The following is a 26148-nucleotide window of genomic DNA, read 5'->3' on the forward strand; positions in this document are numbered from 1 at the left end:
CCGGGGGGGGGCGCGGGGCGGGGCCCAGCTGGCCCTACGGGGGGGCGTCCGAGGGGCGGGGGGGGGGGGGGCGGCCCCCCCCCGCCGAGGGGGCGGCCCGGCCCGCGCGCGAGACGTGCGAAAACGAGCTGTCGGCCGCGCTGGCCGCCGTCGACCCGGCGTCGTTGCCGACCGGGCTGATCGCCGAGCTTGCCGACGCCGAGGCCCGGGTGGTGCTCGCCCGCCGCTTCCACAACGACGCGGTGCGCGACACCCTGGCGCTGGCCGAGCGGCCCCTGGTGCGGCTGTTCCACCTCGGCGGGACCGCCGCGCTGCCCAGCTATTTCGAGATCGTCGAGCGCCCGCACGCGCTGGCGCACGGCGATCACGGCGTGCTCAACCACCGCACGTCGGCGCGCGTCGTGCTGCTCGACGAGGGCGGGTCGGTGCTGCTGCTGCGCGGGTCGGATCCGGCGCTGGCCGGCCAGGACGCGCCCAAGTGGTGGATCACGGTCGGCGGTGAAGTGCAGCAGGGGGAGCGGCTGGCCGAGGCCGCCGCCCGCGAGCTCGCCGAGGAGACCGGCCTGCGGGTCGCGCCGGCCGACATGGTCGGGCCCGTGTGGCGCCGCGACCAGGTCTTCGAGTTCAACGGCAAGCTGATCGACAGCGAGGAGTTCTATTTCGTCCACCGCACCCGCCGGTTCGAGCCGTCGCGCGCGGGCCACACCGACCTGGAACGCAGCTACATCCACGGCCACCGCTGGTGTGACGCTGCCGACATCGCCCAACTCGTCGCCGCGGGGGAGACGGTGTACCCCATGCAACTATCCGGACTGCTCACCGACGCGGCCGCGCTGGCCGGCGGCCGGGCATCCGGCCCGCTGCTGTCCATCCGCTGACTCCGTCGTCAACGCGGGCCAAAGGGCCTCATTAGACTGGATCGACAACGGTTGAAGGAGATCAAGCAGTGACTAGCGCCCACCCACCGGACGGCAACGGGCGAACCGGAACCGCGCGCGTCAAGCGCGGCATGGCCGAGATGCTCAAGGGCGGCGTCATCATGGACGTCGTCACCCCCGAGCAGGCCAAGATCGCCGAGGGCGCCGGCGCCGTCGCGGTGATGGCGCTCGAGCGGGTGCCCGCCGACATCCGCGCCCAGGGCGGGGTGTCGCGGATGAGCGATCCGGACATGATCGAGGGCATCGTCGCCGCGGTGACCATCCCGGTGATGGCCAAGGCCCGCATCGGGCACTTCGTCGAGGCGCAGATCCTGCAGAGCCTCGGCGTGGACTACGTCGACGAGTCGGAGGTGCTCACCCCCGCCGACTACACCCACCACATCGACAAGTGGAAGTTCACCGTGCCGTTCGTGTGCGGGGCGACCAACCTCGGTGAGGCGCTGCGCCGCATCAACGAGGGCGCGGCCATGATCCGCTCCAAGGGCGAAGCCGGCACCGGGGACGTCTCCAACGCGACCACGCACATGCGGGCCATCGGCGGCGAGATCCGCCGCCTGACGTCGCTGTCCGAAGACGAATTGTATGTCGCCGCAAAGGAATTGCAGGCACCGTATGACCTCGTCGTCGAGGTGGCGCGAGCGGGCAAGCTGCCGGTCACCATGTTCACCGCGGGCGGTATCGCCACCCCCGCCGACGCGGCGATGATGATGCAACTCGGCGCCGAGGGTGTCTTCGTGGGCTCGGGCATCTTCAAGTCCGGCGACCCCGCGCAGCGCGCCGCCGCGATCGTCAAGGCCACCACCTTCTACGACGATCCCGACGTGCTGGCCAAGGTCTCGCGCGGGCTGGGCGAGGCGATGGTCGGCATCAACGTCGAGCAGATCGCGCAGCCCCATCGACTGGCTGAACGCGGCTGGTGACACGGGCGATGAGCGCTTGCGCGAAGAGCAGACAGTTATAGCGTGGCGATCGTAGAGATCCTCGATCTCGAGCAACTCGAGGTCAACATCTACCGCGGCAGCATCTTCAGCCCGGAATCGGGATTCCTTCAGCGCACCTTCGGCGGCCATGTGGCCGGCCAGTCGCTGGTGTCGGCGGTGCGCACCGTCGACCCGCGCTACCAGGTCCACTCGCTGCACGGATACTTCCTGCGGCCCGGGGACGCCAAGGAGCGCACGGTGTTCATCGTGGAGCGCACCCGCGACGGCGGCTCGTTTGCCACCCGGCGCGTCAACGCCATCCAGCACGGCGAAATCATCTTCAGCATGGGTGCGTCCTTTCAAAGCGAGCAGGAGGGCATCCACCACCAGGACCCCATGCCCGCCGCTCCGCCGCCCGACGGACTGCCCGGGCTGGACTCGATCAAGGTCTTCGACGACGCCGGGTTCAAGCAGTTCGAGGAGTGGGACGTCTGCATCGTGCCGCGCGAGCGCCTGCAGCTGTTGCCGGGCAAGGCCGCCCAGCAGCAGGTGTGGTTCCGCCACCGCGACCCGCTGCCCGACGACCCGGTGCTGCACATCTGCGCGCTGGCCTACATGAGCGACCTGACGCTGCTGGGATCGGCGCAGGTCACCCACCTCGACGTGCGGGAGCACCTGCAGGTGGCGTCGCTGGACCACGCGATGTGGTTCATGCGGGCGTTCCGGGCCGACGAATGGCTGCTGTACGACCAGTCCTCGCCGTCGGCCAACGGCGGTCGCGCGCTGTGCCAGGGCAAGATCTTCACCCAATCCGGTGAGATGGTCGCCGCGGTCATGCAGGAGGGGCTGACCCGCTTCAAGCGCGGCCACCAGCCGACCAACCAGTGAGCGCCCCCCGGATCGGGGTCCTCGCGCTGCAGGGCGATACCCGCGAGCACCTGGCGGCCCTGCGCGAAGCCGGGGCCGAGTCGATGCCGGTGCGCCGGCGCGGTGAGCTCGAGGCGGTCGACGGGCTGGTCATTCCCGGAGGGGAGTCCACCACCATGAGCCACCTGCTGGGAGACCTCGGCCTGCTGGAGCCGCTGCGTGGCCTCTTGGCCGACGGGCTGCCCGCCTACGGCGCGTGCGCCGGCATGATCCTGCTGGCCAGTGAAATCCTCGACGCCGGAATGGGGGGGCGCGAGGCGCTGCCCCTGAGTGCGATCGATATGACGGTGCGGCGCAACGCCTTTGGGCGCCAGGTCGATTCGTTCGAAGGGGACATCGCGTTCGCCGGGCTGGCGGACCCGGTGCGCGCGGTGTTCATCCGCGCGCCCTGGGTCGAGCGCGCCGGTGAGGGCGTGGAGGTGCTGGCCAGCGCCGCCGGTCACGTCGTCGCGGTGCGCCAGGGCCGCAAGCTGGCGACGGCGTTTCACCCCGAGGTGACCGGCGACCGGCGCATTCACCACATGTTCGTCGACCTCGTCATCGGCTGAGGTCCTTGCTCGGCGGCGTTCGAGGCGGAAGCGGGCGCCCACGTAGACTCGTCTGGCCACAAAAACAAGAGGACTTCCAGATAGGACACCGATGAGCGGCCATTCCAAGTGGGCCACCACCAAACACCAGAAGGCCGTCAAAGACGCGCGCCGTGGCAAGGAATTCGCCCGGCTGATCAAGAACATCGAAGTCGCCGCCCGCACCGGCGGTGGCGACCCGGCGGGCAACCCGACGCTTTACGACGCCATCCAGAAGGCGAAGAAGACCTCGGTGCCCAACGACAACATCGAGCGCGCGCGCAAGCGGGGCGCGGGCGAGGAAGCCGGCGGCGCGGAATACCAGACGATCATGTACGAGGGCTACGGACCCAACGGCGTCGCGGTGCTGATCGAATGTCTGACGGACAACCGCAACCGCGCGGCCGGTGAGGTCCGGGTGGCGGTGACCCGTAACGGCGGCAACATGGCCGACCCCGGCTCGGTGTCCTACCTGTTCACCCGCAAGGGCGTCGTCACGTTGGAGAAGAACGGCCTGACCGAGGACGACGTGCTGACCGCCGTGCTCGACGCCGGCGCCGAGGACGTCAACGACCTCGGTGAGAGCTTCGAGGTCATCTCCGAGCCGACCGACCTGGTCGCGGTGCGGACCGCGCTGCAGGACGCAGGCATCGACTACGCGTCGGCCGAGGCGAGTTTCCAGCCGTCGGTCAGCGTGCCGGTCGACGTCGACGGCGCCCGCAAGGTGTTCAAGCTGGTGGATGCGCTGGAAGACAGCGACGACGTGCAGAACGTCTGGACCAACGTCGACCTGTCGGATGAGGTGCTGGCCGCCCTCGACGAGGAATAGTTCGCTTTCGCCGAGCGTGCACTGGGGGCGAGATTTCGGCCGATTTTTCGCCATCAGTGCACGCTCGGCGCAAGCAAGCCATGTCAGGGACTAGTCGTACCCGTGCCGCATGTCCTCGACGATGCGCGGATTGTCCAGGGTCGACGGCTCCACGGGCCGCGGCGCGATGTCGCCGGAGAACACGCCGGCGGCCTCGAGCACCTGCTGGTTGAGAAAGCGCAGCGGCGGCGCGTCGGGCGGCAGCGTCGGCAGGGGCGCAACGGCGCCGCGCTGCGCCAGCGCGAATCCCCAGTCACCGAACGTCGGCACGTGCACGTGATACGGCGTGACCGCATAGCCCGCCGCCCGGATCGTCGACACCGTGCGCCAGTAGGCCGTCGGGGTGGAAAAGGGGCTGCCCGCCTGCACCGCCAGCAGCCCGCCGGGGGCCAGCGCGCGGGCGGCCAGCGTGTAGAACTCGGTCGAATACAGCCGGCCCAGCACGGGGGTGTCGGGATCGGGAAGGTCGACGATGATCGCGTCGAACCGGTCAATGTTGGCCCCGCGCAACCAATTCATCGCGTCCTCGGTCACCACGCTCACCCGCGGGTTGTCCAACGAACCGCCGTTGGCGCCGCGCAGCGTGGTGCGCGCGATGTCGATCACCGCGGGGTCGAGCTCGACCTGCACGATCTTGGAAATACCGGGCTGGCGCAGCAATTCGCGGGCCACCAGGCCGTCGCCACCGCCGAGCACCAGCACCGAATGCGCGCCTTTCCCAAGCGCGGGATAGACGAGGCTTTCGGTGTAGCGGTATTCGTCCCGGGTGGAGAATTGCAGCCCGCCGTCGAGGTACAGGCGGGTGTCGTTGCCGCGCCGGGTCACGACGATCTCCTGGTAGGGCGTATGCCGGTAGGTGATGATCGGATCGGCGTAAAGCCTTTGCCTGCTTGTGGTTTCGACGTCGGCCGAACGCAGCAAGAGGGTGGCGAGCAGCCCCAGCGCGGCAGCCAGCGCGCACAGCGCCGCGAGCAGTTGCCGTGTCGAAACCACCTGGCGCAGCAGGAATATCGCGACGATGGCCGCGGCGGCCAGGTTGATCATGCCGGTGGCCGCGGCGCCCCGAATCATCCCGAGCTGGGGCAGCAGCAGGAACGGCCAGACCAGCCCACCCAGCAGCGCGCCGAGGTAATCGGCGGCGTTGAGGTTGGCCAGCGTGCGCCCGGCATCGGCGGCTGGATTTTGTGCGGCCACACGCCCGCTTTGCAGCAGCGTCATTAACAGCGGTACCTCGGCGCCGACCAGGGCGCCGATCAGCGCGGTGCCCACCGCCAGCACCCACGTCGAACCGACCGAGCCGTCCAGAAACGCGAACACCACGTATAGCGCCGCCGCGGACAGCCCGCCGATGACGCCGAGGGCCGCCTCGACGCTGATGAAGGTGATCGCGGCGTGCGCGAGCAGCGGCTTGACCAGCAGGGCACCGACGCCCAGCGCGGCGATGTAGCCCGCGACGATCAGCGAGGTGGCGACGATGCCGCCGCCGTCGAGGCTGGCCGACAGCGTCAGCAACGCGAGTTCATAGATGATGCCGCAGGCCGCGCACGCCGCCACGGCGGCCAGCAGCAGCGCCCGCCACCGCCCCGTCGACGCCGCGGACGGCGGCGCCGGGGGCGTGGCCACGTCGACGGAGCTCATGACACCGCCGCGGCGGTCACCCCTCCCACGGCGAGCAGTATCAGCGCCACCGCGAACGATCCGGGATGCAGCACCTGCTCGTCGATGTGCTCGTGGAAACTGCCCGGTATCAGCAGATGCATGGTGAGCAGCGCTATCCCGAGCAGGATCACACCCATCAACCCGTACACCGCCACGCCGAGGAGCCCCTGGCCCAGCTTGCTGTAGCTGTTGGCGATGGCGGTGATGATCACGACGGTCAGCGCGATGTACATCGCGCCCGCGACGGCGTTGGGGCGGCGGTCGATGAACACCAGCTGGCGCAGCTTCCCCGGGGTCAGCACGTCGACCACGTAGAACCCGACGAGCAGGACGGCCATGCCGACCACGAAGTACAGGATCGTCGCAACTGCGCCTTTCAGGACGGGATTGACGTCGACGCTTCCGATCTCGACGGCGAGGTACATGGTTTTCTCCTTTGCGGTGGTGCCATCACTTGGTTCCGCCGGGGCCGCCCGGGCTGCCTCCGGAGCCGCCCGACGGGGAGCCGGGTGTGAATCCGGGGCCGAGGAAGATGAACGCGCCGTGGCTGTATCCGGCGCTCAGCGACTCGACGCGGATGCTGCACGGGTAAGTGCCGTCGGGGCCGACGATCACGATGTTGTTGCTGTAACGCAGGTACTCGCTGTTGCCGTTGTCGGCCCGCGCCTCGGGTCGTGCGTACCCGGCGAGCGCGTCGGCGGTCTGCCGTGGTGAACCGGTGCACTGGTATCGCGTGCCGTTCACGTCGTGGGCGTACTCGTGATAGTGGCTCGCGACATACGACGCGATGTTCTTCTGCAGCAAGATGATTCCGACCAACAGGCAGAGGACGGCGGCGGCCGCCAACAGGCCGGCGATCACGAACAGGCGGGTTCGGCTCACGGATGCCACCGGCTCGCCGTGTGAACCACGGTCCCGCCGGAGCCCGCCGGCTGCCCCGGATACAGATGCCATGTCTGCCAACGCCATCCGGGGCCGTCGGGTTCGGCGGCCAGCACGGTCAGCGCGGCGTCGTCGCCGGGGAACGTGCCGCCGAGCCAGCCCGCCTGGCGTGCGCAACGGCCGCGCAGGTCGTGCGCGAGGCGGCGAAAGGCCGGCTCGTCGCGGGTGTCGGTGACCGATTGCAGGCAGTAGCCGGGCGCGTCGGTGCGCGCGGGCAGGTCGGCCCCGTGGCTGCGGGCGGTGCAGGAGACCTGCTCGGAGAACCCGCCCGCGGCGTGCTCGACCGCGACGACGTGCGACGCCCCGAGCACCCCGAGCAGCAGCGCGCCCACGCCGTCAGGGTGGTCCAAGCGGCAGGTGGCCAGCGGTGGGGGGACGGGCGCGTTGAGCGCGAGGCCCAGCCTCTCCCCGGATACGTCGGCCGGGGTCACGGCGAGTCGATGAAGGGGCACCGGCCTGACCTCGTGCGCTAGGCCGGGCTGGGCGGCGGCGCCGCGTACACGATGAGTTCGCCGGGTGACACCGGCTTGCCCGTCGACACCTCCCAGGGCATGTCCGCGGCCCAGCGCTCGAAGGAGAGCAGGACCGTCTCGTCTTCGTTGGTGCAGTCGACGAATTCCATCTCGCCGCCGGCGGGCAGGCCGGTGTTGCCCTCGGTCGTGTAGGAGGCGCGGCCGCGCTCGGATTCGTGGAACATCACGCCGTCGACGACGTACGGGTCGCCGGGCCGCAGCGGCAGGTCCTTGCGGGTGACCCACATCGCCAGCTCCAGGCGGCCGTCGTCTTCTTCCACGCTGAACCAGATCGGCTGGTCGCCGCCTTCGAGCAGGTGTTCCCACCAGACGAACGGGCCCTCGCGGAAGGTCACCGACCCGCGCACGATGTAGTCGGTGCCGCCGTAGCTGACGATGGCGCCGGGGCCGAGCTGGCGGGGCCCGAACTGCGGCATCGCGTCCGACGCGAGCGGATCGGGCCGCCCGCTTCGCTGGGCCGGCTGCTTGGGCCGCCGCAAAGCGATGACGAGCACCACGATGGACGCGATGAACAGCACGATCGCGAGCATGACCAGCAGAGATCCCATGCGAACCCTCCCGTTGCCACAATGCTTGAGCGAACGTGGGCTAAAGCTAACAGCTTTTTCGCGGGTTCGGCGCGGTAACCCCGCGGCCCGGGAATCGGCCCGGAATCGGGGTAGCCGCCGCGTGTCGCACCCGGGCCCGTCGGTGCCGGCCGCTAGGGTATCGAACAGCTGTTCTACTAGGTGGGAGCGGGTAATGCGGGTGATGGGCGTCGACCCCGGCCTGACCCGGTGCGGGCTGTCGGTCGTCGAAAGCGGGCGCGGGCGCACCGTCGTCGCGCTGGACGTCGACGTGGTGCGCACGCCGTCGGACGCGCCGCTCGCCGAGCGGCTGCTGATGATCAGCGACGCGGTCGAGCACTGGCTGACCACCCACCAGCCGGACGTCGTGGCCGTCGAGCGGGTGTTCTCCCAGCTGAACGTGTCGACCGTGATGGGCACCGCCCAGGCCGGCGGTGTGGTCGCGTTGGCGGCGGCCAAGCGCGGCATCGACGTGCACTTCCACACCCCCAGCGAGGTCAAGGCCGCGGTCACCGGCAACGGTGCGGCCAACAAGGCGCAGGTCACCGCGATGGTCACCAGAATCCTTGCGCTGCAAGCCAAACCGACGCCGGCCGACGCCGCCGACGCGCTCGCATTGGCGATCTGTCATTGCTGGCGGGCGCCGATGATCGCCCGCATGGCGGCGGCCGAGGCGCTGGCCGCCGAGCAGCGGCAGAAGTACCAGGCCAAGCTGAAGGCCGCCCGATGATCGCCGCGGTGCGCGGGGAGGTGCTCGAGGTGGCGCTCGATCATGTGGTGATCGAGGCCGCGGGCGTCGGCTACCGGGTGAACGCGACACCGTCGACGCTGTCCACGCTGCGGACCGGGACGGAGGCGCGGCTGATCACCGCGATGATCGTCCGCGAGGATTCGATGACGCTGTACGGCTTCACCGACACCGACACCCGCGACCTGTTCCTGACCCTGCTGTCGGTGTCGGGCGTCGGGCCCCGGCTGGCGATGGCGACGCTGGCCGTGCACGACGCCGGCGCGCTCCGTCAAGCGCTGCATGACAGCGATGTCGCCGCGCTGACCCGGGTGCCCGGGATCGGCAAACGCAGCGCCGAACGGATGGTCTTGGAGCTGCGCGACAAGGTGGGCGTCGCTGCGGCGGGCGGGGGCCCGACCGCCGGCGCCGCGCTGAACGGCCACGCGATCCGCGGGCCGGTGGTGGAGGCCCTGGTCGGCCTCGGCTTCGCCGTCAAGCAGGCCGAAGAAGCCACCGACAAGGTGCTGGCCGCCGAACAGGACGCGACCACCTCCGGCGCGCTGCGCGCGGCCCTGTCGCTGCTGGGCAAGTCGCGATGACCCGCGCCGGTGACGATGCAGAGCGCAGCGATGAGGAGGAGCGGCGCCGATGACCCACGCCGGCGACGATGCAGAGCGCAGCGATGAGGAGGAGCGGCGCCGATGACCCACGCCGGCGACGACTGGTCCGACCGCGACGTCTCCGCCGCGCTGGCGCCCGGCGAAGGTGACATCGACGTCAGCCTGCGGCCGCGCACGCTGCGCGAATTCATCGGCCAGCCGCGGGTGCGCGAGCAGCTGCAGCTCGTCATCGAGGGGGCCAAAAACCGCGGCGGCACACCGGATCACATTCTGCTGTCCGGGCCGCCGGGGCTGGGCAAGACGTCGCTGGCCATGATCATCGCGGCCGAGCTCGGATCCTCGCTGCGGCTGACGTCCGGGCCCGCCCTGGAACGCGCCGGGGATCTGGCGGCGATGCTGTCCAATCTGGTCGAGCACGACGTGTTGTTCATCGACGAGATCCACCGCATCGCGCGGCCCGCCGAGGAAATGCTCTACCTGGCGATGGAGGACTTCCGGGTGGACGTCGTGGTCGGCAAGGGGCCGGGTGCAACGTCGATTCCCCTGGAGGTGGCGCCGTTCACCCTGGTCGGCGCGACCACCCGCTCGGGCGCGCTGACCGGCCCGCTGCGGGATCGATTCGGCTTCACCGCGCACATGGACTTCTACGAGCCCCCCGAGCTGGAGCGGGTGCTGGCCCGCTCCGCCGGAATTCTGGGCATCGAACTCGGCGCCGATGCGGCTGCGGAGATCGCCCGTCGCTCGCGCGGCACGCCGCGGATCGCCAACCGGCTGTTGCGCCGGGTGCGGGACTTCGCCGAGGTGCGCGCCGACGGCGTGATCACCCGCGACGTCGCCAAGGCCGCGCTGGCGGTCTACGACGTCGACGAACTGGGTCTGGACCGGCTGGACCGGGCGGTGCTCTCGGCGCTGACCCGCAGCTTCGGTGGCGGCCCGGTCGGGGTGTCGACGCTGGCTGTGGCGGTGGGCGAGGAGGCCACCACCGTCGAGGAAGTGTGTGAGCCGTTCCTGGTCCGCGCCGGCATGATGGCGCGGACACCGCGAGGCCGGGTGGCCACCGCCCAGGCCTGGACGCACCTGGGCATGGCGCCGCCGGCCGGGGCCGCCGGGCTCGGGCAGCCCGGCCTGTTCGAGTAACCACAGCAAACAATCGGCCGGTCCCCATCGGGTTACTTTGCCGCGCCGTGGGTAACCAACCTCACAGCAGCAACACCTCGTGAAGGAGACTGACGATGAGGAACAGGCGCCACGATGACGAACGCCCTCGCGCTCTGGACATGCCACGTACCCGCGGCGCGCTGACCGGGCTACTCCTGATTCTTTTGGGTGCTTGGGGCGCCTTGATCCCGTTCTTCGGACCCAACATCGACTGGGCATACGGCGCGGACCCGGCATGGACGTGGACCGCGGCCAAGGGCTGGCTGGAGGTCCTTCCTGGGGTGGCCGCGGCGGTGGGCGGCTTGCTGGTGCTCCTCTCCGGCAATCGCGCCAACGCCGTGCTCGGGGGCTGGCTGGCGGTCCTGGGCGGCGCCTGGTTCGTGGTGGGTCGCGCGTTCGCGCCGACGCTGGGTATCGGGGACGTCGGGCAACCGGCGGCGACCTCAACCGCAGCGGACCTGAAACGAGCCCTGCTCGAGATCACCTACTTCAGCGGTCTGGGTGCCCTGATCGTGTTCCTGGGCGGCGCGGCCGTGGCGCGCCTGGCGGTTCGGCATGCGCGCGACGTCGTGGCGACGCAACCGGCGCCCGTGGCAGAGGACGCGGTGCCTGCGGGCCAACCGGCCATGTACGACGAGACGGGCGGCCTGGCGCGGGCCCGGACGGACGCGGTGGCGGCCGAGCCGGAGCCTCGCGGGCGCACCGGGGGCGGCTTGTTCCGCCGGCGCACCGGCGGCGGCCTCTTCCGCCGGCATCACCACGCCGCTTAGCCGAGAACCGACAACCCGAAAGGCGCCGGTAGCCCTGGGCTATCGGCGCCTTCGCCGGGGTGGCCCGGGCACCCGCCGGTCGGTAAAGTTCACCGGCGCCAAGGCATGGACCGGGCAGACCGGGCGCCCCGACCGCGCAGGCCTCGCCCGGCGAGGAGGACGCGATGATCACGACCGCACTGGTGTTCGCCGCGCTGGCGGCGTTACTGCACGTCTACATCTTCGTGATGGAATCGTTGACCTGGACCTCGCCGCGCACCCGCGCCACCTTCGGCACCACCGCCGAGGAAGCCGAAACCACCACGCTGCTCGCCTTCAACCAAGGCTTCTACAACTTGTTCCTGGCCATCGTCACCGGCATCGGCATCGCCGCAATTGCTTTGGGGCACAGGGGCGTTGGGGCGGCACTCATTTTCGCCGGCGTCGGATCGATGGCCGCGGCCGCGGTGGTGCTGCTGGTGTCCGCGCCCGACAAGGCGCGCGCGGCGCTCACCCAGGGCACCTTCCCGGCGATGGCGATCGTGCTGTTGTTGCTGGGCCTTCAGTAGTAACACCAGTCTCACCAGCCTCAATAATCACGGCCAGCGGTTGGCTTTCGTTTTGCCGCGTGGGTTACTAGTAGAAGTCGCCGGGTACCCATCTCGAGCCGGAAATAGGCCCGGTATTCAACGAGGGGATGTCATGAAATACGCAGAAGACGGCCGAACCCGCGGGCTGAGCATGCCGCGCTCGCGAGGCGCGGTCAGCGGATTGCTCCTGGTCATTCTGGGAGCCTGGGGGGCGTTGATACCGTTTGTCGGTCCACACTTCAACTTCGCCTACACGCCGGACCGAAACTGGGCATGGAGTTCGGCCCGCGGCTGGCTGGAAGTCGCACCGGGAGCGGCCACCGCGCTAGGCGGCCTACTTTTGATCGTGGCCGGCAACCGCGTCGCCGCGATGCTCGGCGGGTGGCTGGCCGTGCTGGCCGGGGCCTGGTTCGTCGTGGGTGGCGAGGTCGCGCCGCTGCTGGGCATTGGCTCAGCCGGCGACCCGATCGCCGCAACCGACCGCAAGCGCGCGGTGCTCGAGGTCACCTATTTCTCGGGCCTGGGTGCACTGATCATCTTCGTGGGGGGTGTCGTGTTGGCCCGCACCGCCGCGCGCCTGGCGCGCGACGTGGCGCCGTTGGCGCCGGCAGCCTCGGGAGCACCGGCCGTCGAGCCGTATCGGGATTCGGTGTACGAGCAGCCGGCCGAGGTCTCCTCGGGTGCGCTGACCAAGCCGCGCACGTCGTCTGACCCCGAACCAAAGCGGGGATGGCGCCGCCAGCGGGCAGGTTCGGGGTCAGGGGGCAACGCCGCGTACTTGCGTTGGCCGCACCCGCAGCAGTAGTCAGCACACCAACAACAAGTCGCCCAGCCCCAAAAAGGGCTGGGCGACTTGTTGTTTGACTGAACTCAGAGCAGTCCGAGTAACTCCAGGTTAGTGATGTACTTGACGATCACCGGTGCCGACACATGCGGGATGTCTTTGTCAGGGCCGATTTTCGCTTCCTGCACCGCCGCACGGAACCGGTCGGTCGGTGCCATTGACCCGTTGATCGGCGTGTCCGGTGTCTGGTAGTTGTGCAGCAGCGGCAGCAGCGAGTACTGACGCTGCCGGTCCGGCAGGGCCCGCAGCGACGTCTCGAACCGCCGCAGCCACTCGGAGTAATCGGCGATGCGCTCGATCGAATACCCGGCCTCGACCAGCCAATCGATGTACTCGTCCAGGCCGATGCCGTCGTCGTACGGGTTCATCACGTGGTACGTCTGGAATCCGGTGTCGCTGTCCAGGATTCGGGTCCCCAGCGTCGAGATCGCCGCGGCGATGAACTCGACCGGCAGGCCGTCGTAGTGCGACCGCTGCCGGTTGCCGTCGGCGTCGAGCTCGTAGAACGAACCGGGCGCGATGCCGGTGGCGACCACGCTCAGCATCAGCCGGGTGAACATGTCCGGGAGGTTGAGCTGTCCGGCATAGGTGGTGTCGGCCAGGATCATGTCGCAGCGGAACACCGAGACCGGCAGGCCGCACAGGTCGTGCGCCTCACGCAGCAACACCTCGCCGGCCCACTTGCTGTTGCCGTAGCCGTTGGCGTAGTTGTCGTTGATCTCGCGGGTCGCGCTGATCGTCCGGACGTCGACGTCCTCGACGAACGTGCCCGGCCGGATCTGGTCACCGACGCCGATCGTCGACACGTACGTGTACGGCTTTTGCTTGGACGTCAACGCGATTCGGATCAGCTCCGCGGTGCCCACGGCGTTCGGCCCGAACAGCTCGCTGTACGGCAGCACGTGGTTGACCAGCGCGGCGGGGTCGACGATGACGTCGACGGTGTCGGCCAGTCGCTGCCAGGTCGCGTCGTCCAGGCCGAGGTTGGCCTCACCCTTGTCGCCCGCGATGACCTCCAGGTGGTCGGCAGCCAGCTGCTGGTAGTGCGCCAGCAGTGTGGGGTCGCCGCTGTCGAAGGTCTTGTCCAGACGACTCCTCGCCTCTTCATCTGTGCGGGCCCGCACCAGGGCGATGACCTTGCCGTCCACCATGTCCATGCGCTCGAGCCACTCCAGCGCCAGGTAGCGGCCCAAAAAGCCGGTGGCGCCGGTCAACAGCACCGTGCGCACCTCGGTGGCCGGCTTGGGCAGGCTCGGCGCGGCGGCCAGGGTCGCCTCGTCGAGGAACTTGTCCAGCGTGAGGTCGCTGGCGCGCACCGTCGTTGCGCCGCGCCCGTGCACGGCGGCGAACGTCGGTCGCTTGGAGCCCTGCCGTTCGGCCTCGATGTAGCCGGCGATGGCCGCCAGGTCGTTGGCCGGGCTGACGATGACACCCACCGGCACGTCGACGTCGAAGATCTCGCGCAACAGATTGCCGAAGGTCAACGCCGACAACGAGTCTCCACCCAGATCGGTGAAATGGGCGTCACCGGCCAGGTCGCGGGTCGAGGTCCCCAGCATGGCGGCCGCGGCCCGGCTCACGGTCTGCAGCACCGGCGCGTCGGCCCCGCTGCGACGCAGTTCGGCCAACTCGTTGGCCTGTCCGGCGGCCAGGTCGGCGTAGATCTGCTCGAGCTGTTCCCCGTAGTGCGCCTTGAGCTTTGGCCACGCCAGCTTGCGGATCCCGGTCAGCAGGCCGTTTTCCAGAGTGAACGGCGTGGTCTCGATGATGAAGTCGCGAGGCACCTCGTAGGACTGCAGGCCGGTCTCCTTCGCGACATGCTGCAGCGAGTCGGCGATCTTCGGCTTGAGCGAGTCAAGATCGTTGTCCGCCAAGGCTTCTTCGGTCGGCACGATGACCGCCAGCAGGTAGGGCTGCGCGCTGTTGCCGTAGACGTAGATCTGGCGGATCAGCGGGCTGTTGCCGAACAACGCCTCCAGCTTCGCCAGGGTCACGAACTCGCCCTGCGCGAGCTTGAGCACGTTGTTGCGGCGGTCGACGTACACGAGCCGGTCCGGGGCGATCTCGGCGAACACGTCACCGGTGCGGTAGTAGCCGTCGTCGTCGAAGACGTTGGCGGTGGTCTCGGCGCGCTTGTAGTAGCCGGGAAACATGTTCTCGGTCCGCAGTAGCAGTTCACCGCGCGGATGCGGGCGGTCGGTGCTGAAGTAGCCCAGATCCGGAACGTCGACCAGCTTGTAATCGATGACCGGCGGACGCTGAATTTCCCCGTCGAACAACACCATTCCGGCCTCGGTGGAGCCGTAGCCGTCCAACAGGTGCATCTGCAGCAGCGACTCGGCCCACTTCTTCAGCTCCGGCGAGGTGGGTGCGGAGCCCGTCATCGCGAAGATGAATCGCCCGCCCAGCAGGTACTGGCGCTGTTCGGCCAGCACCTCCTTCTCAATGGCCTCGCGGCCGGCGCGATCTCCGCCATCGGCCAGCCGCCGCTCGACCTGGCGCTGGAATTCGCCGAACAGCGTCTCCCAGATGCGGGGGACGAAGTTCATCTCGGTGGGCCGCACCAACTCGAGGTCCTCGAGCAGGGTGGACAGGTCGCTGCGGGCGGCGAAGTAGGCGGTGCCGCCATTGCCCAACGTGCCGTAGAGGATTCCGCGCCCCATGACGTGGCTCATCGGCATGAAATTGAGGGTGATCGACGCGGCGCTCTCGCCGAACCAGTTCTTGCTGCCGCGCCGCCACATCTTGCCGACGTTGCTCTGCGGGTACATCGCGCCCTTGGGGGCGCCGGTGCTGCCGGAGGTGTAGATCAGCAGGGCCAGTGAGTCCTCGTCGCTTTCCTGCTCCGCAACGGCCGGCAGCTCCTTGCCGTGCTGCAGCACGTCGGCGAGTGTCTCGACCACGACGCCGGCGTCGGCCAACCGCGCGGCGGCGCTTTCCACGGCCTCGCGCTGGTCGTCGACCTGGGGGTGGTAGTCGAACACGACGAGCTTGGCGGGCAGGTGGTCGCCGCTGAGGATCAACTCCACGGCGTCGGGCAGTTGGTTGACGCTCGAGGCGATCAGGCTGGGCTCGGTCTCGGCGACGATCGGCTGCAGCGACGAGGTCGCCGCGCTGGTCTGCAGCGGCACCGACACGGCGCCGATGGTGCCCAGCGCGATGTCGATGGTGGCGTAGTCGACGCTGTTGAAGCCGAGCACGCAGACGCGATCGCCGGGGTGCACCGAGTCACTGGCCCAGGCGCGGCCGAGGGCCGAAACTCGTTCGCCGAGTTCGCCATACGTCACGGTCTCGAAGCGGGGGAGCAACTCGGCCGACGTCCGTCCGGTTCTGGCGTCGGTGACGAACTCCACGACGCGCTGCGCCAGCGCCGGCCGGTCGGCATAGCCGTCCAGCACGGTCCGGATGATCTGCGGCAGTCGCAGCCCGGGCTGTTCGGTGGCGGCGGTGATCGACGGGTCGGGTTGGGCGGCGGCGAACTGGGGGTCGTTGGCGATGAGTTCCTCGATGCGACGGTCGAGGTGTTCGTCATGGATGGCAGTCGACATAAACACGTCCCTTGCGAATGAAAGATAGCGGGTCAATAGGCGCGTCGGCGCTGACACATAGAACGTTAGCTAAAGTAACGGTATTCCACCATGATACCGCCCCGGGCGTGCCTGTGACATTGCCCACGAGGACCGGTTTCTTACAGGTCGCGCAACAGCCCGCTCAGGATGTCGATGCCTTCGGCCAGCAGCTCGTCGCCGATGGTCAGCGGCGGCAACAACCGGATGACGTTGCCGAACATGCCGCAGGTCAGGACGATGACGCCGGCCGCCTGGGCGGCGACGGTCAGCTTCTGGGTGAGCTCCTTGTCCGGCTCGGCGGTCCCCGACTTCACCAACTCGATGGCGATCATCGCGCCCCGGCCGCGGACGTCGCCGATCCGGTCGTCGCCGGCCTGCAGCCGCAGCAGTGGTTCGGTGATCAGGCGTTCGAGCTGCTGGGCGCGTTCGACGAGCCCGTCGCTCTCGATCGTCTCGATGGTGGCCAGCGCGGCCGCGCAGGCCAGAGGGTTTCCGCCGAAGGTGCCCCCAAGGCCGCCGACCTGCGGTGCGTCCATGATCTGGGCCCGGCCGGTGACCGCCGACAGGGGCAGCCCGTCCGCGATGGCCTTTGCGGTGCAGATCAGGTCGGGCTCCAGACCGTCCGGGCCTTCGTGTTCGCAGGCGAACATGGCGCCCGAGCGCGCGAAACCGGTTTGCACCTCGTCGGCGATGAACACCACGTCGTTATTGCGGCACCAGTTCAGCAGGGCGGGCAGGAATCCCTCGGCGGGGACGATGAAGCCGCCTTCGCCCTGGATCGGCTCGATGAGGAGGGCGGCCAGGTTGTCGGCGCCGATCTGGCTGTCGATGACCTTGATGGCCCGTGCGGCGGCCTTTTCCCCGTCGGTGGCCAGTTCCTTGTCGATCAGGCCGTCTCGATACGGGTAGGACAGCGGCGCCCGGTAGACCTCCGGCGCGAACGGGCCGAAACCCGCCTTATAGGGCATCGACTTCGCGGTCAGCGCCATCGTGAGATTGGTGCGGCCGTGGTAGGCGTGGTTGAACGCCACGACTGCGGACTTGCGCGTGTAGGAGCGCGCGATCTTGACGGCGTTCTCGACGGCCTCAGCGCCGGAATTGAACAGCGCCGAGCGCTTCTCGCCGGAACCCGGCGTGATCCGGTTGAGCGTTTCGGCGACGGCGACGTAGGACTCGTACGGCGTCACCATGAAGCAGGTGTGGGTGAATTCGGCCACCTGCGCGCGTACCGCGTCGACCACCCGGGGCGCCGAGTTGCCGATGGTCGTCACCGCGATGCCGGAACCGAGGTCGATGAGCCGGTTGCCGTCGACGTCCTCGATGATGCCGCCGCCGGCGCGCGCCACGAAGACCGGGACGGAGACGTTCACCGCGTGCGACACCGCCGCCGCCCGCCGTTTGCTCAGTTCCAGCGATGCCGGACCGGGGATCTCGGTGACCAATTGGCGAGTCTGCTCGAGGCTGGCCACCACTTACTCCTCCCCGCGGCGCGCGTGTCACGTCGCGCTGAAAGCCTATCGAGCTTGCCGCCCGTGGGCACTCCGCGCACCGCGGGGGCCGGCGACGACCCGCTACCTGCCAGACTGAACGGGCACACTGGACCGTTATGAGGTGCGCGACGCTCGAGTCGGCCCGGCACCCACCCCCGAAATCGCAAGAAAGAAAGACACAGGCGCGCCCATGGAGAGTTTGATCCTGTTCCTGCCGTTCCTGCTCATCATGGGCGGGTTCATGTACTTCGCATCGCGGCGCCAGAAGCGCGCGATGCAGGCCACCATCGATCTGCACGAATCATTGAGCCCGGGCGACCACGTGTACACCACGTCGGGCCTGCAGGCCACCGTCGTCGCGATCGCCGAAGACACCGTGGACCTCGAGATCGCGGACGGCGTGGTGACCACCTGGATGAAGCTGGCGATTCGCGACCGGATCCTGCCCGAGGACGACGATGACCTGGTCGATGGCGACGAGTCCGCCGACCAGAGCTCGGTCACCAAGGATTCCTGACGCCAAATACTCCGGGGGAGGACCGCTTGCACGACGGGCTCCTCGGGGCCACGTAGGCTTTTCTAGGCTCTGTCCGGGCTAAGTAACCGATTCGCAAGGAGATAGAAGGAACGTGGCATCGTCTTCGGCGCCGGTGCACCCTGCCCGCTACCTGTCGGTCTTCTTGGTATTGCTCATCGGCGTCTACCTGCTGGTGTTCCTCACTGGCGACAAGCGGCCCGCCGCCAAGCTCGGGATCGATCTTCAGGGCGGCACCCGCGTCACGTTGACCGCGCGCACCCCGGACGGTTCGCGCCCCAGCCGTGAGGCGTTGGCGCAGGCGCAGCAGATCATCGGTTCCCGGGTCAACGGCCTTGGCGTTTCCGGTTCGGAGGTCGTGGTCGACGGCGACAACCTGATCATCACGGTCCCCGGGAACGACGGCAACGAGGCCCGCAACCTGGGCCAGACGGCCCGGCTCTACATCCGCCCGGTGCTCAACTCGATGCCGGCCCAGATCGCCGAGCCCAAGCCCGCGCCGCGCCAGCCCGCCCCCGGCCAGCCCGCTCCGGGCCAGCTGGCGCCGAACGGTCAACCCGCGCCCGGTGAACCGGCTCCAGGTCAACCGGCTCCGCCACCGGCGGGACAGCCGGCGCCGGGCGGCAAGCCGGGCGCCCAGCCCCGGCCCTACCCGCAAGAACCGCCGCCGACGCCCAGCCCCGCACCGGCGCCCGTGCCCGCCGCCCCGGCGCCCGCGCCCGGCGCACCGGCTGGGGAGGCGCCGCCCGCCGAGCAGCCCGCGTCGCCGGATCCGCGCAAGGACCTCGCCGATCGCATCGCCGACGAGAAGAAGTGGCGGCAAAGCACCCGGCAGGGCATTCAATTCCTGGCCCTACAGTTCCAGGCGACGCGCTGCGACAAAGAAGACATCCTGGCCGGCAACGACGACCCCGCCCAGCCACTGATCACCTGCTCGACCGACCACAAGGTGGCCTATCTGTTGGGCCCGTCGATCATCAGCGGTGACCAGATCCAGGACGCCACCTCGAGCCAGAACCAGCGCGGTATCGGCTACGTCGTCGACCTTCAGTTCAAGTCCGCCGCGGCGAACACCTGGGCGGACTTCACCGCGGCCCACATCGGTACCCAGACCGCGTTCACGCTGGACTCCCAGGTCGTCAGCGCACCGATGATCCAAGAGGCCATCCCCGGTGGCCGCACCCAGATCAGTGGTGGCGACCCGCCATTCACCGCGGCTACCGCCAAGCAGCTGGCCAACGTTCTGAAATACGGTTCGCTGCCGCTGTCGTTCGAAGCTTCGGAGGCCCAAACCGTCTCGGCGACACTGGGATTGACCTCGCTGCGGGCGGGGCTGATCGCCGGTGCGATCGGCTTGGTCCTGGTCCTGCTCTATTCGTTGCTCTACTACCGGGTGCTGGGACTGCTGACGGCGCTGTCGCTAGGCGCTTCCGGCGCAATGGTTTTCGCGATCCTGGTGATCTTGGGCCGGCAGATCAACTACACCCTCGACCTGGCGGGCATCGCGGGTTTGATCATCGGTATCGGTACCACCGCCGACTCGTTCGTCGTGTTCTTCGAGCGCATCAAAGACGAGATCCGCGAGGGGCGTTCGTTCCGGTCGGCGGTGCCTCGAGGCTGGGGGCGGGCGCGTAAGACGATCGTCTCGGGCAACGCGGTTACCTTCCTGGCCGCCGCGGTGCTGTACGCGCTGGCGATCGGCCAGGTGAAGGGCTTCGCATTCACGTTGGGGCTCACCACAATCCTTGACGTGGTAGTGGTGTTCCTGGTGACCTGGCCGCTGGTCTACCTGGCCTCCAAGTCGCCGACGTTGGCGAAACCCGCATACAACGGCCTGGGCGCGATCCAGCAGGTCGCCCGCGAACGCCGGGGTTCGTCGCAGGTCAAGACGGGACGGGGATAGCGTGATGGCCTCTAAAGACGCGACCGAGATCACCGAAACCTCGGAGGGCACAACCGAATTGACTGACAGCGCTGCCAGCACGGCCGAAGCGCCGCGCCACAGCTTCCTGTCGCGGCTCTACACCGGCACCGGTGCGTTCGAGGTGGTCGGACGGCGGCGGTTGTGGTTCGGCATCAGCGGCGGGATCGTCGCTGTCGCGCTCCTGTCGATCGCGTTGCGGGGCTTCAGTTTCGGCATCGACTTCAACGGTGGCACCACGGTGTCGATGCCCGCCGACGGGGCGAACGGCACGGTGCACACCTCCCAGGTCCAAGACGTGTTCCGCAAGACGCTGGGCAATGATCCCGAAACGGTGGTCGTCGTCGGCAACGGTGCCGCGGCGACCGTGCAGATTCGCTCCGAGACGCTGTCCAACGACGAGACGGCCAAGCTGCGCGACGCGTTGTTCGACGCGTTCGGGCCCAAAGGCCCCGACGGCAAGCCCAGCAAGCAGGCCATCAGCGACTCGGCGGTCTCCGAGACCTGGGGTGACCAGATCACCATGAAGGCGCTGATCGCCTTGGTGGTGTTCTTGGCGCTGGTCGGCGTGTACATCACGGTCCGCTACGAGCGGTACATGACCCTGGCTGCGATCGCGGCGATGTTCTTCGACCTCGCCGTGACGGCCGGTGTGTACTCGCTGGTGGGTTTCGAGGTCACCCCGGCCACCGTCATCGGCTTGCTGACGATCCTCGGTTTCTCCCTCTACGACACCGTCATCGTGTTCGACAAGGTCGAGGAGAACACCCACGGCTTCCAGCACAAACCCAAGCGCACCTTCGCCGAAGAGGCCAACCTGGCGATCAACCAGACGTTCATGCGCTCCATCAACACCAGCCTCATCGGTGTGCTGCCGGTGCTGGCGCTGATGGTGGTGGCGGTGTGGCTGCTGGGTGTGGGCACCCTGAAGGATCTGGCGCTGGTGCAGCTGATCGGCATCATCGTGGGCACCTACTCGTCGATCTTCTTCGCCACGCCGCTGCTGGTCAGCATGCGGGAGCGCACCGAGTTGGTGCGCACCCACACCCGCCGCGTGATGAGGCGGCGCACCGGCGGTTCGCGCGCCGGCGCCGAGAACGCCTCTGACACCAACGACGCTGACGACCAGGCCGCCGAGGACGCCAAGGCGACCGCCGGCGAATCGGCGTCGGCGCCGCCAGGGCCGTCCAAGCCGGCACCGAGCAAGCCCGCCCCCGGCGCCCGTCCCGTGCGGCCGACCGGGACGCGGCGTCCCACCGGCAAGCGGAACGTCGGCCGGCGGTAGACACCATGGCCACCAGGTACCGGGGAACTGGGGCCGATCGTGGAGTGCTAACCAGCCGGCGGAACATCGCGCTGTGGATCAGCGTCGGGCTGGCGGTGGTGCTGGCCGCGGCCTTCACGGTGACCGCGTGCGCCGGTAGCGCCGCCTCCGAGGTCGATTACGTGGTCGACGGCCCGCTGACCACCTACAACACCAACACCGTCGTCGGCGCCGCCTCGGCCGGGGCACAGGCCTTCGCCCGCACGCTCACGGGGTTCAGCTATCACGGCCCCGACGGGCAAATCGTCGCCGACCGCGACTTCGGCACCGTTTCGGTGGTCGGCGGCACACCCCTGGTGCTGGACTATCAGATCGCCGACAACGCCGTCTACTCCGATGGCAAGCCGTTGACCTGCGACGACATCGTCCTCGCCTGGGCGGCCCAGTCCGGTCGCTTCCCGGAATTCCATGCGGCCACCCAGGGCGGCTATATCGACATCGCCAACGTCGAGTGCATACCCGGGCAAAAGAAGGCGCGGGTGTCGTTCGTCCCGGACCGCGGCATCGTCGACTACGTGCAGCTGTTCACCGCGACCTCCCTGATGCCGTCGCACGTCATCGCCGACCAACTCAACGTCGACGTGACCGCGGCGCTGCTCAGCCGCAACGCGCCGCTGGTGCAACAGATCGCGAAGCTGTGGAACACCATCTGGGACCTCAAACCCGGGCTGCCCAAAGACGTGCTCGACAAGCGATTCCCGTCGTCGGGGCCCTACAAAATCGGCTCCGTCCTGGAAGGTGGGGCGGTGGTGCTCGTCGCCAACGACCGGTGGTGGGGGCCCAAGGCCATCACCAAGCGGATCACGGTGTGGCCGCAGGGGCCCGACATCCAGGACCGGGTCAACAACCGCACCGTCGACGTGGTCGACGTCGCCGCCGGTTCCTCGGGAACGCTGGCCACACCCGACAATTACGAGCGCTCCGACGCGCCGTCGGACGGCATCGAGCAGCTGATCTTCGCCCCGCAGGGACCGCTCTCCGCGCCCACGGCCCGCCGGGCGGTCGCGCTGTGCACGCCGCGCGACGCGTTGGCCCACGACGCGGGCACACCGATCGCCAATTCACGTCTGAGCCCGGCCGGCGATGACGCCGTGACGGCGGCCGACGGGGCCGCCGAGGCCGGCCCGTTCAGCAAGGCGGATCCGGTCGCCGCGCGCAACGCGCTGGGCGGTGCGCCGCTGACGGTACGGATCGGCTACCAGGGGCCTAACGCGCGGCTCGCGGTCAACGTCGGGGTCATCACCAAGTCGTGCGCCGCGGCCGGGATCACGGTCTCCGGCGTCACCCTGGACGTCCCGGGCCCGCAGGCGCTCCGGGACGGGAAGATCGACGTGCTGCTGGCCAGCACCGGCGGCGCCACCGGCAGCGGTTCGACGGGGTCCTCGGCGCTGGATGCCTACGCCCTGCACACCGGCAACGGCAACAACCTGTCCGGATACACGAATCCGCAGGTCGACAGCGCGATCGGGGCGCTGGCGGTGTCCGCCGACGCCGCCGAGCGAGTCAGGCTGCTGGCCGAAACCGCCCCGGTACTGTGGGGCGACATGCCCACCCTGCCCCTGTATCGGCAGCAGCGCACGTTGTTGATGTCCAAGAAGATGTACGCGGTGAGCAAGAACCCGACCCGTTGGGGCGTCGGCTGGAACATGGACCGATGGGCCCTGGTGCAGTGACGAGTGTCGGCGGGCGGACACCGGTGGCGGGGCTCATCGCGTCGCTGACGCGCAAGGTGCCCGACTTTCCCAAGCCGGGGATCCAGTTCAAGGACCTCACCCCGGTGTTCGCCGACGCGACGGCGATGACGGCGATCACCGGCGCGGTGGCCGAACTCGCGTCCGGCGCCGATCTGGTGGCCGGCATCGAAGCCCGGGGATTTCTGGTGGCCGCGGCTGTCGCCGACCGGCTGCACACCGGGGTGTTGGCCGTCCGCAAGGCCGGGAAATTGCCGCCACCCGTGCACGCCGAGCAGTACGACCTGGAATACGGCACCGCGACGTTGGAGATCCCCGCCGAGGGCATCAACCTGCGCGGACGCAACGTTGTGATCATCGACGACGTGCTGGCCACCGGCGGCACCCTGGCCGCGTCGGCGCGCCTGCTCGCGCGCGCCGGGGCGAACGTGGTGGCTGCGGTGGTGTTGTTCGAACTCGGCGGGCTGGGCGGCCGCGAAACGGTCGCGCCCGTACCGGTGCACAGCCTGATGTGCGAGTAACCCACCTGCCTCCGGCGACGATGCGCGCCGCGGAGCGGCGTGAGGAGGAGCCGGGTAATCGAATCCAGAGGAGATATCCTCGGAATCGGAGGTGACTAAACGTGGCGGATGACAACAGCGCGGCGCAAGCGCTCGACGCGCCCACTCAAGTCACAGAGTCGCCGGCCATCACGCAGCCGATGGAGGTTCCGGAGCCGCCGGCCGAATCCCTGAAGACGTCCAGCAGCGCGTCGCGGCGGGTCCGGGCCCGGCTGGCCAGGCGGATGACCGCGCAGCGCAGCACGCTCAACCCGGTGCTGGAACCGCTGGTGGCGGTGCACCGGGAGATCTACCCGAAGGCGAACGTGTCGCTGCTGCAGCGCGCCTTCGAGGTCGCCGACCAGCGCCACGCCACCCAGTTGCGTCACTCCGGGGACCCCTACATCACCCACCCGCTGGCCGTCGCCACCATTCTGGCCGAATTGGGCATGGACACCACGACTTTGGTGGCCGCGCTGTTGCACGACACCGTCGAGGACACCGGGTACACCCTGGACGCTTTGAGCGAAGAATTCGGTGAAGAGGTGGGCCATCTGGTCGATGGCGTCACCAAGCTGGACCGGGTGGTGCTGGGCAGCGCCGCCGAGGGCGAGACGATCCGCAAAATGATCACCGCGATGGCCCGGGACCCGCGGGTGCTGGTGATCAAGGTGGCCGACCGGCTGCACAACATGCGCACCATGCGGTTCCTGCCGCCGGAGAAGCAGGCGCGCAAGGCCCGCGAGACGCTGGAAGTCATTGCACCCCTTGCGCATCGGCTGGGTATGGCCAGTGTCAAGTGGGAGCTCGAAGACCTGTCGTTCGCGATCCTGCATCCCAAGAAATACGAGGAGATTGTCCGGCTGGTCGCCGGGCGCGCCCCGTCGCGGGACACCTACCTGGCCAAGGTTCGCGCCGAGATCGTCAACACCCTGGGCGCGTCGAAGATCAAGGCGACCGTGGAGGGCCGCCCCAAGCACTACTGGTCGATCTACCAGAAGATGATCGTCAAGGGCCGCGACTTCGACGACATCCACGACCTCGTCGGCATCCGCATCCTGTGCGACGAGATCCGGGACTGCTATGCCGCTGTGGGCGTGGTGCATTCGCTGTGGCAGCCGATGGCCGGGCGGTTCAAGGACTACATCGCCCAGCCCCGATACGGGGTCTACCAATCGTTGCACACCACCGTCGTCGGGCCCGAGGGCAAGCCGCTGGAAATCCAGATCCGCACCCGCGACATGCACCGCACCGCTGAATACGGTATCGCCGCGCACTGGCGCTACAAGGAAACCAAGGGCCGCAACGGCGTTCCGCATCCCCACAACACCGCCGAGATCGACGACATGGCCTGGATGCGCCAGCTGCTCGACTGGCAACGGGAGGCCGCCGACCCGGGTGAATTCCTCGAGTCGCTGCGGTATGACCTTGCGGTACAAGAAATCTTCGTCTTCACCCCCAAGGGTGATGTCATCACCCTGCCGACCGGCTCCACGCCGGTGGACTTCGCCTACGCGGTGCACACCGAGGTCGGCCACCGTTGCATCGGCGCGCGGGTCAACGGGCGGCTGGTGGCGCTGGAACGCAAGCTCGAAAACGGGGAAGTCGTCGAGGTTTTCACGTCCAAGGCGGCCAATGCCGGGCCGTCGCGGGACTGGCAGCAGTTCGTCGTCTCACCGCGCGCCAAGGCAAAGATCCGGCAGTGGTTTGCCAAGGAGCGCCGCGAGGAGGCTCTCGACTCCGGCAAGGACGCCATGGCCCGCGAGGTACGTCGCGGCGGACTTCCGTTGCAGCGCTTGGTCAATGGCGAGACCCTGGCCGCGGTGGCCCGCGAGCTGCACTACACCGACGTGTCCGCCCTCTACACCGCGATCGGTGAGGGGCACGTATCGGCTCGGCACGTCGTGCAGCGGCTGCTGGCCGAACTCGGCGGCATCGACCAGGCCGAAGAGGACCTCGCCGAGCGGTCCACCCCGACGACCATGCTGCGGCGCCCCCGCAGCAGCGACGACGTCGGGGTCTCGGTCCCCGGCGCCCCGGGTGTGCTGACCAAGCTGGCGAAATGCTGCACACCGGTGCCCGGCGACCAGATCATGGGATTCGTCACCCGCGGCGGCGGAGTCAGCGTGCACCGCACCGACTGCACCAACGCCGCGTCGTTGCAGCAGCAGTCCGAGCGCATCATCGAGGTGCATTGGGCGCCGTCGCCGTCGTCGGTGTTCCTGGTGGCCATTCAGGTCGAGGCGCTCGACCGGCACCGGCTGCTGTCGGACGTCACGCGAGTGCTGGCCGACGAGAAGGTCGACATCCTGTCCGCGTCGGTGACCACCTCTGGCGACCGAGTTGCCATCAGCCGGTTCACCTTTGAGATGGGTGATCCCAAGCACCTCGGTCATCTTCTGAACGTGGTGCGCAACGTCGAGGGCGTCTACGACGTCTACCGCGTGACGTCCGCGGCCTGAGGGGCCT

At 68.8% G+C, this 26148-nt stretch carries 24 protein-coding genes and 1 pseudogene; 18 read left to right on the forward strand and 7 right to left on the reverse strand.

Annotation, left to right across the window (positions count from 1 at the left end; translation table 11 throughout):
• The 5 genes from A5775_RS21660 to A5775_RS21680 form a co-directional block, all read left to right on the forward strand.
• A partial coding sequence (locus A5775_RS21660; protein ID WP_067256935.1) for an NUDIX hydrolase occupies nt 1-878 on the forward strand: 878 nt, incomplete at its 5' end.
• Nucleotides 879-946: 68 nt separating this feature from the next.
• Nucleotides 947-1858, forward strand: a complete 912-nt coding sequence (pdxS, locus tag A5775_RS21665) for a pyridoxal 5'-phosphate synthase lyase subunit PdxS (RefSeq protein ID WP_067256937.1) — start codon at nt 947-949, stop codon at nt 1856-1858.
• 42 nt (nt 1859-1900) lie between these two features.
• Nucleotides 1901-2746 (forward strand): acyl-CoA thioesterase II, encoded by an 846-nt coding sequence (gene tesB, locus A5775_RS21670; protein WP_067256941.1) that lies wholly within the window; start codon nt 1901-1903, stop codon nt 2744-2746.
• Entirely contained in the window at nt 2743-3333 is a 591-nt protein-coding gene (gene pdxT, locus A5775_RS21675) for a pyridoxal 5'-phosphate synthase glutaminase subunit PdxT (protein ID WP_067256942.1), read from the forward strand. Before tesB ends, pdxT begins: the two co-directional genes overlap by 4 nt.
• Before the next feature lie 91 nt (nt 3334-3424).
• A complete protein-coding gene (locus A5775_RS21680; RefSeq protein ID WP_067256943.1) occupies nt 3425-4180 on the forward strand; it encodes a YebC/PmpR family DNA-binding transcriptional regulator in 756 nt (251 codons plus the stop codon).
• Nucleotides 4181-4270: 90 nt separating this feature from the next.
• On the opposite strand, the gene A5775_RS21685 is transcribed toward A5775_RS21680, so the two are convergent.
• Genes A5775_RS21685 through A5775_RS21705 form a run of 5 tightly spaced genes read right to left on the reverse strand, consistent with a single transcriptional unit; the run spans nt 4271 to nt 7901 of the window.
• Complete coding sequence (locus A5775_RS21685; protein WP_067256944.1) at nt 4271-5857, reverse strand: polyamine aminopropyltransferase; 1587 nt, start codon at nt 5855-5857, stop codon at nt 4271-4273.
• A complete protein-coding gene (locus A5775_RS21690) occupies nt 5854-6303 on the reverse strand; it encodes a DUF350 domain-containing protein (RefSeq protein WP_067256945.1) in 450 nt (149 codons plus the stop codon). Before A5775_RS21690 ends, A5775_RS21685 begins: the two co-directional genes overlap by 4 nt.
• A gap of 25 nt (nt 6304-6328) precedes the next feature.
• Nucleotides 6329-6760 (reverse strand): DUF4247 domain-containing protein, encoded by a 432-nt coding sequence (locus A5775_RS21695; protein WP_067256946.1) that lies wholly within the window; start codon nt 6758-6760, stop codon nt 6329-6331.
• Nucleotides 6757-7272 (reverse strand): DUF2617 family protein, encoded by a 516-nt coding sequence (locus tag A5775_RS21700; protein ID WP_067256947.1) that lies wholly within the window; start codon nt 7270-7272, stop codon nt 6757-6759. Before A5775_RS21700 ends, A5775_RS21695 begins: the two co-directional genes overlap by 4 nt.
• Before the next feature lie 17 nt (nt 7273-7289).
• Nucleotides 7290-7901 (reverse strand): DUF4178 domain-containing protein, encoded by a 612-nt coding sequence (locus A5775_RS21705; RefSeq protein ID WP_067256948.1) that lies wholly within the window; start codon nt 7899-7901, stop codon nt 7290-7292.
• 193 nt (nt 7902-8094) lie between these two features.
• Between A5775_RS21705 and ruvC the strand changes: the two genes are divergently transcribed.
• From ruvC to A5775_RS21735, 7 genes and pseudogenes are all read left to right on the forward strand, one after another.
• A complete protein-coding gene (gene ruvC, locus A5775_RS21710) occupies nt 8095-8649 on the forward strand; it encodes a crossover junction endodeoxyribonuclease RuvC (RefSeq protein ID WP_067256950.1) in 555 nt (184 codons plus the stop codon).
• Nucleotides 8646-9248, forward strand: a complete 603-nt coding sequence (gene ruvA / locus A5775_RS21715) for a Holliday junction branch migration protein RuvA (RefSeq protein ID WP_067256957.1) — start codon at nt 8646-8648, stop codon at nt 9246-9248. Before ruvC ends, ruvA begins: the two co-directional genes overlap by 4 nt.
• Before the next feature lie 15 nt (nt 9249-9263).
• Nucleotides 9264-9337 (forward strand): annotated as a pseudogene (locus A5775_RS26330) (hypothetical protein); the annotation flags it as partial.
• A 13-nt stretch (nt 9338-9350) separates the two neighbouring features.
• Complete coding sequence (gene ruvB, locus A5775_RS21720) at nt 9351-10406, forward strand: Holliday junction branch migration DNA helicase RuvB (protein WP_067256959.1); 1056 nt, start codon at nt 9351-9353, stop codon at nt 10404-10406.
• 95 nt (nt 10407-10501) lie between these two features.
• Entirely contained in the window at nt 10502-11197 is a 696-nt protein-coding gene (locus A5775_RS21725; RefSeq protein WP_067256966.1) for a hypothetical protein, read from the forward strand.
• Nucleotides 11198-11361: 164 nt separating this feature from the next.
• Entirely contained in the window at nt 11362-11745 is a 384-nt protein-coding gene (locus tag A5775_RS21730; protein WP_067256970.1) for a DUF1304 domain-containing protein, read from the forward strand.
• A 133-nt stretch (nt 11746-11878) separates the two neighbouring features.
• Entirely contained in the window at nt 11879-12571 is a 693-nt protein-coding gene (locus A5775_RS21735; protein ID WP_067256971.1) for a hypothetical protein, read from the forward strand.
• Between the two features lie 65 nt (nt 12572-12636).
• Here A5775_RS21735 and car read toward each other — a convergent pair whose 3' ends face one another.
• Both car and gabT read right to left on the reverse strand, forming a co-directional pair.
• Nucleotides 12637-16158 (reverse strand): carboxylic acid reductase, encoded by a 3522-nt coding sequence (car, locus tag A5775_RS21740; protein WP_067256972.1) that lies wholly within the window; start codon nt 16156-16158, stop codon nt 12637-12639.
• Between the two features lie 140 nt (nt 16159-16298).
• A complete protein-coding gene (gabT, locus tag A5775_RS21745; RefSeq protein ID WP_067257038.1) occupies nt 16299-17648 on the reverse strand; it encodes a 4-aminobutyrate--2-oxoglutarate transaminase in 1350 nt (449 codons plus the stop codon).
• Nucleotides 17649-17859: 211 nt separating this feature from the next.
• On the opposite strand from gabT, the gene yajC reads away from it, so the two are divergent.
• The 6 genes from yajC to A5775_RS21775 all read left to right on the forward strand — a co-directional run bounded on the left by yajC (nt 17860) and on the right by A5775_RS21775 (nt 26141).
• Complete coding sequence (gene yajC / locus A5775_RS21750; RefSeq protein ID WP_067256979.1) at nt 17860-18186, forward strand: preprotein translocase subunit YajC; 327 nt, start codon at nt 17860-17862, stop codon at nt 18184-18186.
• 112 nt (nt 18187-18298) lie between these two features.
• A complete protein-coding gene (secD, locus tag A5775_RS21755; RefSeq protein ID WP_067256982.1) occupies nt 18299-20107 on the forward strand; it encodes a protein translocase subunit SecD in 1809 nt (602 codons plus the stop codon).
• A gap of 4 nt (nt 20108-20111) precedes the next feature.
• On the forward strand, nt 20112-21410 hold the full coding sequence (gene secF / locus A5775_RS21760) for a protein translocase subunit SecF (RefSeq protein WP_067257039.1): 1299 nt from the start codon (nt 20112-20114) through the stop codon (nt 21408-21410).
• 5 nt (nt 21411-21415) lie between these two features.
• A complete protein-coding gene (locus A5775_RS21765; RefSeq protein ID WP_067256984.1) occupies nt 21416-23122 on the forward strand; it encodes an ABC transporter substrate-binding protein in 1707 nt (568 codons plus the stop codon).
• The gene (locus A5775_RS21770) at nt 23104-23661 is read left to right on the forward strand and encodes an adenine phosphoribosyltransferase (RefSeq protein ID WP_067256986.1); all 558 of its coding nucleotides are present in this window, start codon (nt 23104-23106) and stop codon (nt 23659-23661) included. The genes A5775_RS21765 and A5775_RS21770 overlap by 19 nt, the downstream gene beginning before the upstream one ends.
• Before the next feature lie 101 nt (nt 23662-23762).
• Nucleotides 23763-26141 (forward strand): bifunctional (p)ppGpp synthetase/guanosine-3',5'-bis(diphosphate) 3'-pyrophosphohydrolase, encoded by a 2379-nt coding sequence (locus A5775_RS21775; RefSeq protein ID WP_067256987.1) that lies wholly within the window; start codon nt 23763-23765, stop codon nt 26139-26141.
• Nucleotides 26142-26148 lie beyond the last annotated feature (7 nt).

The organism is Mycobacterium sp. 852002-10029_SCH5224772 (assembly GCF_001667315.1).
GTDB lineage: Bacteria > Actinomycetota > Actinomycetes > Mycobacteriales > Mycobacteriaceae > Mycobacterium.